At 69.4% G+C, this 10,463-nt stretch carries 9 protein-coding genes and 1 pseudogene; 5 read left to right on the forward strand and 5 right to left on the reverse strand.

The window, feature by feature from the left end:
• Nucleotides 1–412: 412 nt before the first annotated feature.
• The gene (locus QH470_RS23220; RefSeq protein ID WP_280274470.1) at nucleotides 413–748 is read left to right on the forward strand and encodes a hypothetical protein; all 336 of its coding nucleotides are present in this window, start codon (nucleotides 413–415) and stop codon (nucleotides 746–748) included.
• 191 nt (nucleotides 749–939) lie between these two features.
• On the forward strand, nucleotides 940–1,428 hold the full coding sequence (locus QH470_RS23225; protein WP_280274471.1) for a DinB family protein: 489 nt from the start codon (nucleotides 940–942) through the stop codon (nucleotides 1,426–1,428).
• A 7-nt stretch (nucleotides 1,429–1,435) separates the two neighbouring features.
• On the opposite strand, the gene QH470_RS23230 is transcribed toward QH470_RS23225, so the two are convergent.
• Nucleotides 1,436–2,320, reverse strand: coding sequence for an alpha/beta fold hydrolase (locus tag QH470_RS23230; protein WP_280274472.1), 885 nt, complete (start codon nucleotides 2,318–2,320; stop codon nucleotides 1,436–1,438).
• A gap of 197 nt (nucleotides 2,321–2,517) precedes the next feature.
• On the opposite strand from QH470_RS23230, the gene QH470_RS23235 reads away from it, so the two are divergent.
• Nucleotides 2,518–3,108, forward strand: coding sequence for a TIGR03086 family metal-binding protein (locus QH470_RS23235; protein ID WP_280274473.1), 591 nt, complete (start codon nucleotides 2,518–2,520; stop codon nucleotides 3,106–3,108).
• Nucleotides 3,109–3,187: 79 nt separating this feature from the next.
• A complete protein-coding gene (gene eccB / locus QH470_RS23240; RefSeq protein ID WP_280274474.1) occupies nucleotides 3,188–4,687 on the forward strand; it encodes a type VII secretion protein EccB in 1,500 nt (499 codons plus the stop codon).
• A 12-nt stretch (nucleotides 4,688–4,699) separates the two neighbouring features.
• On the opposite strand, the gene QH470_RS23245 is transcribed toward eccB, so the two are convergent.
• Entirely contained in the window at nucleotides 4,700–5,380 is a 681-nt protein-coding gene (locus tag QH470_RS23245; protein WP_280274475.1) for a TetR/AcrR family transcriptional regulator, read from the reverse strand.
• Between the two features lie 97 nt (nucleotides 5,381–5,477).
• On the opposite strand from QH470_RS23245, the gene QH470_RS23250 reads away from it, so the two are divergent.
• Entirely contained in the window at nucleotides 5,478–6,923 is a 1,446-nt protein-coding gene (locus tag QH470_RS23250; RefSeq protein ID WP_280274476.1) for an MFS transporter, read from the forward strand.
• A gap of 1 nt (nucleotide 6,924) precedes the next feature.
• Here QH470_RS23250 and QH470_RS23255 read toward each other — a convergent pair whose 3' ends face one another.
• The 3 genes and pseudogenes from QH470_RS23255 to QH470_RS23265 all read right to left on the reverse strand — a co-directional run.
• Complete coding sequence (locus tag QH470_RS23255; protein WP_280274477.1) at nucleotides 6,925–8,895, reverse strand: S9 family peptidase; 1,971 nt, start codon at nucleotides 8,893–8,895, stop codon at nucleotides 6,925–6,927.
• Nucleotides 8,892–9,800, reverse strand: coding sequence for a LuxR C-terminal-related transcriptional regulator (locus QH470_RS23260; protein ID WP_280274478.1), 909 nt, complete (start codon nucleotides 9,798–9,800; stop codon nucleotides 8,892–8,894). Before QH470_RS23260 ends, QH470_RS23255 begins: the two co-directional genes overlap by 4 nt.
• A 23-nt stretch (nucleotides 9,801–9,823) precedes the next feature.
• Nucleotides 9,824–10,463 (reverse strand): annotated as a pseudogene (locus QH470_RS23265) (SecY family transport protein); the annotation flags it as partial.

Raw genomic sequence — 10,463 nt, forward strand, 5'->3', positions numbered from 1 at the left:
CGCGCCCATAATGGTCTGCCCCCCGGCCACCTCCTCCCCCCGCCTCCACTCTCCACTCCCGCGGGGCGCACCGGGGGCGGGGGGGGAGGTCCCCGGTGCCGGCCGATTCCCGTCCGGCGCGGGTCGGGCGTGCCCGGAAAGTCCCGCGCTCACTGCGGCATTCGGCCGGCGCCGGTCAGCAAACGGGAGAGGACACGCCTGCAGCGCGCGGCACGGCGACGGCTTGCCGGAAGGCCGGACCGTCGCTATTCTGGGATTTGCTCGAAAGTTACTGAAGTGTCCTGTTTTTGGTATGTGTCCTGTATCGCCCGGCTCAGATTCCCCGCCCAGTCAGCTCCGCACGTCCGGTGACGGCTCCGGCCCCGGATTCGCCATCGTGAGTGCGGCCGATCTCCGAGGATGGACTGAGACTATGACGTTTCTGGCACTCGGCTACCTGCGCACCGACATCTCGCGACAGCGCCAGCAGTGGGACGAAGCGCAAATCCGCAGCCTGGCACGGCGTTTGGGATACAACCTGTGCAAGACGATCGCCTTCAGCCATCGCACCGACGACCGCATGCGGCAGCTGGCGAACGCGGCCCTCGTGGCCCGGGCGGACGCCGTCATCGTCCCCAGTGTCGACCACTTGGACTCCGGCGTGGTTCCCGCCGGACTCGTCGCGGCCACCGACGTCATTACGGTGACTCCGCAGCAAACCTATGCGCGGTGGTCCACGGGCGAATTGCCCTATGCGGGCGGAATGTAGACCGAGCGCCACCGAGCAAGCAGATCGAGTCTGCGATACACTCCTCGGAGCAGCAGCGCCTTCCGACCGGCGCAACCGCGGTGTCGACGTAGTTCCGCCGCGCTCCCTGCACAATTCGTGCGACGAGCCGATCCGATATCCGCACTCCTTCCGTGCGCTTTCGGCCTCGCCAGAAAATGGAGTGAAAACCCGTGAATACCAATAGCATTACCGACGGAACCGAACGAACGATTCTCGAGCACCTGCTCGACCGGAATCGCGAAGCGCTGGTCGAGACCGCCCGCGGACTGTCCGAGGCCGACGCCCGCCGACAGCTGGTCGCGTCGCTCACGACGCCGATCTCCCTGATCAAGCATGCCGCCGCCGCGGAAAGAATTTGGTTCCAACGGTTCTGGGCGGAACTGGACGAATCCGAATGCGACGGCTACGCGCGCCGCGACGAGGGCACGTTCACTGTCGCCGACGACGAATCGCTGCCCGACGTCATCGCCGAGTTCGAACGCGCAAGCCGCCGCTCACGGGAAATCGCGTCCCGATTCGACCTGGACGACACCAAAGACATTCCCCGCGAAGGAAATATCAGTATGCGATGGACCCTGCTCACGATGATCCAGGAGTTCGCCAGGCACGCGGGCCACGGCGATATCCTCCGCGAACAGATCGACAAACCGGTGCGATAGCCGAACTTCAACCGACGCGGCGGCTCAGTTCCGCGATCGCCGCACTCGTCGTGGAGGGCGCCTCGCGCGGAACGAAATGCCCGACTCCCGGCAGCACATGACGTTCGTAGTGCCCGGTGAAATACTTTCGCTGCGTCTCTGTGGTGTGCGCCAGATTGTCCCGGTCCGCCGCGCCGTGCAGTACGACGGTCGGGACACCGATCGGCGGATGGCCACTCAAAGTCCGCTCGAGCTCGTCGTATTCGGGCGCGCCGGGCCGTTCACCCCACCGGTGCAGGTAGGCGTGGGCGGTGATCGCCGGCCAGTCGTCGTTGTCCCAGGCTCGGGCGGTGCGTGCGAATTCGGATTCGCCGAACTCCCATCCCGGTGACCAGGTTCGCCAGAGGTAGCGGCAGATCTCGCGCCGATCCTCGGCGAAGGCGCGGCGGCCGCGCTCGGTCGCGACGAACCATTCGTACCAGTACGCCTGGGCCAGGTCGTAGGACAGCGGCGCGGCCGGCCCGCTGGCGGCATAGCCCGCGGACATGGCGACCAGGCCACGCACCAACTCGGGACGGCAGGCCGCCACGGCGTACCCCGCGCGTGCGCCCCAATCGTGCCCGGCCACCACGACGGGCCCGAGGCCCAAGGCGTCGATGAACCCGATCAGGTCGTGGGCCAGCGCGGCCGTCTGACCACTGCGCATCGAATCGCCGGACCGGAACCGGGTTTCGCCGTGCCCGCGCAGATGCGGCAGCAGCAACCGGTGGTCGCGCTCGAGCGGCGGCGTCACGTCCCGCCAGCAGCCGATATCGTCGGGCCATCCGTGCAACAGCACGAGCGTCGCCCCGTCGGCGGCGCCGGTCTCCGCATAGGCGATCTCCAGATCGGCGGTGCGCACAAATTTCGTCATCGCGATCACTTCCCTTCCGGGACGACGGCGGCGAGCAGCGGTTTTCCGAGTCCGGAGGCCCGATCCGGGCCACCACTCTGCGGGTTGGCCCGGATGCGGAGGTGCAAACGTGGATTTGGAGTGGAATAGATCGTTCCGTTCTGTTAAGCTGATGGCAACAGGCCGCGACAGGGTGGCTCGAAGGAGAGGCAAGAACGATGAACGAGAACGCTGTGACCGAATGGGCCGTTCTGAACGAGGCGCACGCCGCGCTGCGGCATGCGGTGCGCGGGCTGGCGGAGGCGGATCTGCGGCGTCCGACGCCCTGCGCGGAATGGACCGTGGCGCAGGTGATTCAGCATGCGGCGGGTGACCAGATCGCGTATGCGGCCTTCATCACCGGCGGTCCCGGGCCGGAGGAGAACCCCTTCGCGCCGTCGGGCACGCTCGCCGAACCCGCCGAGGTCGTCGTCGAACGCGCGATGACGGCGGCCGCGGCCGCGTGGGCGACGGTTCCCGTTGCGGCCGAGGAGGTTTCGGTGCCCATCCCGCCGAACAAGCTGACCGCCGAGCTGGGTGTCGGAGCCTGCGCGCTCGATGCCGCGGTGCACGCCTGGGATCTGGCCGTCGCGTCCGGGCAGCCGTCGCCGCTCACGCCCGAGCTGGCGCGGCAGTTGCTGCCGGTCGCCCAGGTGCTGGCCGACCCACTGCGCGGGTTCGCCTTCGCGGAGGCGCTGAGCGGCAACGAGTCCGGCGATGTCGACGCGCTGCTGCGCTACCTCGGGCGCGATCCGCAGTGGCGGGCCTGATCGGGCCGAGCGCTTCCCCCGAGGGCGGGTGCCGGTACTGTGTTTACGGATTCCGAGCACTGTTCATGGGGGAGTAACCATGCCATCGAGACCCACCACCCGCTGGCAGGTGAGCGGCTACCGCTTCCTGGTCCGCCGGATGGAGCACGCCCTGGTGCGCCGCGATGTGCGGATGCTGCACGACCCGATGCGTTCGCAGTCCCGCGCCTACGCCGCCGGTCTCGTGCTCGGCATCGTGGCGCTGGCCGGGTGCGGGGTGCTGGCGCTGCTGCGTCCCCAAGGCTCGATCGGTGACAACAAGATCCTCCTCGGCAAGGACACCGGCCAGGTGTACGCCGTGGTCGACGGCGTCGTGCACCCGGCGCTCAACCTGGCCTCGGCGCGGCTAGCGGTGGGCGAACCCGCCAAGCCCGCCACCATCAAGGAATCCGAACTCGCCAAGAAACCGCGCGGCACCTTGATCGGCATTCCCGGCGCCCCGTCGTCGCTGAACTTCGACACCGGCGGCAAAGGCCGGGCCTGGAGCATCTGCGACGAGATCAAGAACGACGGCTCCAACGCCGTCACCAGCACCGTGATCGCCGGATCCCCGCACCTCGGGGAGAAGGCCGAGACCTTGGATCCCGCCAAGGCGCTGCTGGTGCAGGGCAAAAGCTCGGTGTACCTGATCTACAACAATCAGCGTGCCCGCGTCGACATGACCGAGCGCGCGGTGACGGACGCGTTGAAGATCCGCGGCATGGTTCCGCGCCCAGTCAGCGAGGGCTTGCTGAACGCCATTCCGGAGGTGCTGCCGATCAGCTCGCCGAAGATCGACGATCCGGGCGGCTTCCCGCTCGAGCCCGTGGACGGCCACCGCAACGCCGATGTGGTGCGGGTGAGCAGTGAAAACCAGTTCTACGTGGTGCTGCCCACCGGATTGCAGCCGATCTCACCGCTGACCGCCGACATCATCCGCAACTCCAACCCGACCGCGGGCAACAGTGAGATCACCTCCTACACGCGGTCCAGGGCCAATATCGTCAATACGCTGCCGGTGCAGCGGTACCCGGTGACCGCGCCGGTGATCGTGGAGACCAAGGAACAGCCGGTGGAGTGCCTGTCGTGGAGGCCGCTCGCGGTCGCCAAGGATAAAACCGACGGCGGCATGCGCGCCGAACTGTCCCTGATCACCGGTCGCGCCCTGCCGATCCCGGACGGCGCGCAGCCGGTGCAGCTGGCCCAGGCCGGCACGCCCGGACAGGTCGCCCAGTTCTACACCACCCCCGGATCGGGAATGCTGGTGCAGACCACCGGAATCGAGCCGGACAGCCAGCGCAAGGACAGCATGTTCTTCATCGCCGACACCGGCGTCCGCTACGGCGTCAAGGACGGTGAGTCGGCCAAGGCCCTCGGGATGGACGCCGAGAAGGCCACGGCCGAACCCGCGCCCTGGCCGATCGCCGGGCTGCTCCCCGGCGGTCCGACGCTCGGCCGCCAGGAGGCGATGGTCGCGCACGACGGCGTGGCCCCCGACGCCGACCCGGCCCGGCAACTGGTGCGGTCCAGACAGGATCAGCAGTCCGCGGGCCAGAACTGATCCGATGCCGCCTCAGCGCGGCGGGGACTCCGGCGGCAGCAAGCCGTCGAGCATCCGCCGCGCTGCCGTAGCGGTGTCGTAGCGGGCCGTGCTCTGCGTCCAGTGCGGCAACAGCCGTACGACGGCGGGGAACTCGGCGAGGAGTTCGGGGCTGGCGCCCTCGGTCCAGTGCTCGGGCGGGTGCCCCTCGGCGGCGGCCTGATCGCGCTTCTCCGCGGCGCGGCGGGCCATGAGTTCGCCGAGGGCGAAGCGCCACATCACCCCGTAGAGGACCACCGCATCCTCGTCCGGCGCGCCGAGTTCGTTTGCGGCGCGGACGAATTCGTCGAGTATCCACATCGCCGCGCGGCCGAACGTTTCGCCGGTGACGAGAATGTCCAGTACCCAAGGCATTCGGTGCAGGGTGTCGATGAGGTACACCACGATCGTCACCAGGCGCTCGCGCGGGTCGTCCGGCAACGGCGGCCGCGCCAACTCGTCGGCGCGCGCGCTCAGTACCGCGAAGAACAAGGCGTTCTTGGTCGGGAAGTGGTGATAGATCGCGGCGACGCTGACGCCGAGTTCGCGGGCCAGTCCACGCATGGTGAAACCGTCGACGCCCGCCGTGGTGAGTAGCTGTGTGGTAGCGGTGACCACGGTCTCGCGGTCGACCCGGATCGGCCGGCCGCGTCTGGGGGTGGCGGTGGGCGGCAAGGCGCTCCTTCCTGCGAATCGAAGCTCTCGACAGCATGGTTAGGGTGTGCTAACTCTATTAAAAATACATGTTCGGAAATTATGAGAGGTTGCTCCTGTGCCCGCACTCGAGTCCGAGCATCCGAAGGCCGTCCTGCTGGTCGTCTTTCTGGTGATGTTCCTGGTGTCCCTGGACCTTTCGATCGTCAATGTGGCGTTACCCGATATCGACGCCGCCCTGGAGTTCAGCCCGTCGGCGTTGAGCTGGGTGATCAACGCGTTCATGCTTCCCTACGCGGGCCTGATGCTGCTGGGCGGGCGGCTGGCCGACCTGACCGGTCGCCGCCGGCTGCTGCTGGCCGGACTCGTCCTGTTCGCGGTGGCCAGTGCCGCCGGTGGCGCCGCGCAGGAAGGCTGGCAACTGATCGCGGCGCGGGCGGTGCAGGGTGTCGCGGCGGCGGTGCTGTCGCCGATGTCGCTGGCGCTGGTGACCTCGGAGTTTCCGGAGGGGCCCGCGCGCTCGAAGGCGATGGCGGTCTGGGGTGGCGCCGGTGCGGCGGGCGGCGCGTTCGGTGTCGTCATGAGCGGTGTGCTGACCGACAACCTCGACTGGCGCTGGGTGATGTGGGTGAACCTGGTCTTCGTCGCCGTCGCGCTGGCCGCCGTCGTGCGGGGCGTGCGGGATACGCCGGTGGCCGGCCGCGGACCGATCGATCTGCTCGGCGCGGTATCGGTCACCGTCGGGATGACGGCGCTCGTCGCGGCGGTCATCTCCACCGAGCGGCACGCGTGGGGGTCGCCGATCGTGCTGGGCTGGTTCGCCGGTGGGGTCGCGGCGCTGGCCGTGTTCGTCGTCGCCGAACTGCGCGCGGCCGACCCGCTGGTTCCGCTGGGCTTCCTGCGGCGGCGGTCGCTGATCGGCGCGACCGTGTTCGGGTTCATGCTGGTGTCCGGGCAGGTCGCCAGCTTCTACTTCGTCTCGCAGTTCCTCCAGCGCGTGCTCGAATACAGTTCCACCGCAACCGGTTTGGCGTTCCTGCCGTTCTGCGTCGGAGTGTTCGTCGGCCTGCGGGCGGCGCAGGGAGTGATCGGCCGTGTCGGGGCCCGGCCGGTCATTCTGGTCGGCGGCCTGCTCGGTGCGCTCGGGTTGCTCTGGTTCGGGCGCGCGACGGAGGCGAGCGGATTCCTCACCGCGGTGCTCGGCCCGTCCCTGGTCTGCAGCATCGGCGTCGGTGCGGCCATGGTTGCCATGGGTGTGGCCGGAGTGTCCGGCGTGGCCGCCGAACAGGCCGGGCTGGCGTCGGGAATTCTCAACAGCTCACGGCAACTCGGTGGTTCGCTCGGCCTCGCGGTGCTGGTGACCGTCTCCGGCAACATCATCGGTGACTCGCAGGCGAAAACCGATCTCGCGCACGGCTTTACCACCGCACTGACGATCGCCGCCGGGCTGCTGGCCGTCGGCGCCGTCGCCGCGGCGGCCATCCTCCCGGGCCGATCGGCGCCCGCCGAAACGCCGGAAACCCCTGCGGCGGTACCGGTGCCGGACCTCGCCGAGGAGCGGTGAGTTAGGCGAGATGCTCGACGGTGACGGGCTCGATACCCTCGGCCGCGGGCAGGTCGAAGCCGAATACCTGGCCGTAGAAGCTCAATTCGGCGTCCAGCGCCCGGCGAATGTTCTCCGCGCGCCGGAAGCCGTGTTGCTCGCCCTCGAAAACGAGGTAGGCCACCGGAATCCGGCGCGCCCGCAGCGCGTCGACGATCATCTGCGACTGATTGGGCGGCACCACCGGATCCGCGCTGCCCTGCAACACGATCAGGGGCTTGCGGAACCGGTCGACGTGATGAATCGGCGAACGCTCCCGGTAGGCGTCGCGCTCGGCCGGATACTCGCCGATCAGGCGGTCGAGGTATCGACTCTCGAACTTATGGGTGTCGACGGCGAGCGCCTCGAGATCGGCGATGCCGAAATGGTCCGCCCCGGCGGCGAAGGGAGTGTCGGCGCGGGCCAGCGCGGCCAGTGTCGTATAGCCACCGGCGGAGCCGCCCCGGATGGCGAGCCGCCCCGGATCGACCCGGCCGCGTTCACTCAGCCAGCGGGCCGCGGCGACGCAGTCGGCCACGTCCACCACACCCCACGCACCCTCGAGCAGTGCGCGATAGGCGCGGCCGTAACCCGTGGATCCGGCGTAATTGACGTCGACCACGGCGAATCCGCGGCTGGTCCAGTACTGGGTCTGTGGTGTCAGCGCGGGCAGCGCGTGCGAGGTCGGGCCGCCGTGCATGACGACCAGCAGCGGCGGCAGTTCCCCGGCCGGGCCGCCGTAGCGGCTGTTCGCGGGCGGATAGAACAGGGCGTGCGCGGTGCGCGGCGCACCGGTGCGGTCCACCGACGGAAAGGCGATCGGCTCGGGCACCGAGACCGAGGCGGCGTCGAGGCCGATCTCCCGGGGCGCCCGCAGGTTCTCCACTCGTGGTGTGCCACTGCCGAATTCGATGCGGTAGATACCGAGTTCGGTGGTGGGGGTGGCCGCCACGACGACAACGGCGTCCGCGGCGGCGCGCTCGACGGCGGTGATCACGGAGAAGGGTAGGTCGAGGTCGAGGACGGAGCCGTCGGCGCGGCGCAGTCCGAGGCCGTCGTAGCCGTCGCGCCAGCGGGCGAACACGATGCCGCCGTCGGCGAGCACCGTGTAGCGGGCCGACCCCAATTGCCAAGCGGGCATGCCGATCTCGGCGTCCAGCTCGATCACCGGGGTGACCGCGGCGCCGAGCACCCAGCGGTAGAGATTCCACCACCCGCCGCGATCGGACAGGAACAGCAGCGAGCCGTCGGCCTGCCAGCGCGGCTCCAGGACCGACTCGCCCGGCCCGCCGGCTACCACGGTGTCCGCGCCGGTCGCGAGATCGCGCACCCGCAGCACGGTGTCGTCCCACGGCATGGACGGGTGGTCCCACGACACCAGGGCGAGCGCGCTCCCGTCGGGGCTCAGCCGGGGCGCCGCGACGAAGTCGGGTCCGCTCACCAGGACCTCCGGCCGCGACGACCGGTCGGCCGGCAGCCGCACGATCTCGTTGCGCACATCGACCGCGCCGCGTCCGCCGTCCGGATGGCGCTCGCGGACGGCCACGAGGGCGGCGCCCGCGGGATCGAGGTCGCCGTCGCCGTACCGGTCGCCGCGCGGCGTCTCGGGGACCGGGGTCAGCGGGACCGCCGCGCCGCCGGGTTCGAGCCGGTACAGCCGCTGATCGGCCCAGTTGGCGAACCACAGCACGCCGCCGCGGACCCACCAGGCCGCGCCGCCGTATTCGTGCACGGCGGTGCGCGCGTCCATGCCTTCCGGCAGGAGGTCGGTGACGGTGCCGTCGGCGGCGCGGCGCACGATCTGGGTCCGGCCGCCCTCGGTGGGACGACCCTCCGACCAGTAGACGTCGGCGCCGTCCACCCGCACATCCCACAGCCGCACCGCGGCGCTGACGACGAATTCGGAGGTGATGGGTGTCGGCCACGAGCCGAAGGGCAACTCGGTGAGGGTCACCGGGCCAGGTTAGTCGCGCCGCTCGGCGCGGGCACGAGGTGACGGGTGTGGGCGTAGACCGCGGCGTGTACCCGGTCACGGACGCCGAGTTTCGACAACACATGGGAGACATGGGTTTTGACGGTCTGCTCGCCGATGCCGAGCAACTCGGCGATCTCGGGGTTGGTGTGGGCGCGGGCGATCAGCAACAGGATCTCGTGCTCGCGGGTGGTGAGTGCCTCGGCTTCCGGCGCGGGCGGGAAGGGGTCGTCGCCGTGGGCCAGGCGGGTGACCAGGCGACGGGTCAGGCGCGGATCGATCAGGTCGTCCTGGTGTGCGGCCCGGCGGATGGCCGTGACGAGCCGCTCGGCGGGCAGGTCCTTGGTGAGGAATCCGCTGGCGCCGAGACGGACTGCGCGATAGAGGTTTTCGTCGGTGGCGTGCTCGGTGAAGGTGAGCAGCCGGGTGCCGTCGGTGAGGGTCGGGTCGGCGGCGAGGGCGTCGTCCAGGCCGGGAGTGTCCAGATCCAGGACGGCGACATCGGGCCGCAGTCGCCGGAGGTCGGCGGGTGCGGTGGCCGCGCCGACCTCGGCGACGCAGTGCAGGTCGGTCTGGGTCCCGACGACCGCTCGTACGCCGGACCGGAATACGACCTGATCGCCCGCGATCAGCACCGAAATGGTGGAGGTCCGGGCAGTGGGCGGGGGAGCGGTGTCGCATCGGTCGCACGTCGTCGGCTGTCCGGCCACGTCGCCGGGAGACCTTGGCGCGGAGCCGTGTTCGCGCTGGCCCAGCGTGCTGTCGGTGTGCCCCGCGATCGTGGTGTCGGCGTGCGCGCAGCCCGCCGTGAGCATCGTGGCGGTGGCCGCGAGCGCGAGGGAGGACGCCGCCCGGGCCAATAGGCGGCGCGAGGAATTGCTGGCCATGGTCGTCCGACTGTCCCTCCGGTTCAGCGCAGGAAGCCGGTGTAGTTCCTGCTCATCAGTTGGCTCTCGATCTGCTTGATCGTATCCAGGCCGACGCTCACCACGATAAGCGTCGAACTGCCCGCGAACATCAGGCTCTGCGCCGAACCGGTCGCGCCCAGGCCCAGCACCACATTCGGCAGCACCGCGACCATGCCCAGATAGAGCGAGCCGGGCAGCGTGATCCTGCCGAGCACCCGGCTCAGATAGTCGGCCGTCGGCGCGCCGGGGCGGTAGCCCGGGATGAAGCCGCCGAACTTCTTCATCTCGTCCGCGCGCTCCTGCGGGTTGAAGGTGATCGCGACATAGAAGTAGGTGAAGAACAGGATGAGCGCGAAATAGACGGCGATGTACACGGGGCTGCTCGCATCGGCCAGATAGCGTTGCACGATCGCCTGCCATCGGCTCGAACCATGTTGTGCCAGTTGTGATACCAGGTTCGGCAGGTACAGCAGCGAGGACGCGAAGATCACCGGGATCACACCGGCCTGGTTGACCTTCAACGGCAGATACGTCGAGGAGCCGCCGTACATCTTGCGGCCCACCACGCGCTTGGCGTACTGCACCGGAATCCGGCGCTGGCCCTGCTCGACGAAGATCACCGCCACGATCACCAGGAACGCG

It is taken from the genome of Nocardia wallacei (assembly GCF_029868745.1).
Classification (GTDB): Bacteria; Actinomycetota; Actinomycetes; order Mycobacteriales; family Mycobacteriaceae; genus Nocardia; species Nocardia wallacei_B.

Excerpts from the sequence above, each read along its gene's own strand:
- QH470_RS23220 (WP_280274470.1), top strand. The coding sequence starts at position 413 with ATGACGTTTCTGGCACTCGGCTACCTGCGCACCGACATCTCGCGACAG.
- QH470_RS23230 (WP_280274472.1), bottom strand. The coding sequence starts at position 2,320 with ATGACGAAATTTGTGCGCACCGCCGATCTGGAGATCGCCTATGCGGAG.
- QH470_RS23235 (WP_280274473.1), top strand. The coding sequence starts at position 2,518 with ATGAACGAGAACGCTGTGACCGAATGGGCCGTTCTGAACGAGGCGCAC.
- eccB (WP_280274474.1), top strand. The coding sequence starts at position 3,188 with ATGCCATCGAGACCCACCACCCGCTGGCAGGTGAGCGGCTACCGCTTC.
- QH470_RS23260 (WP_280274478.1), bottom strand. The coding sequence starts at position 9,800 with ATGGCCAGCAATTCCTCGCGCCGCCTATTGGCCCGGGCGGCGTCCTCC.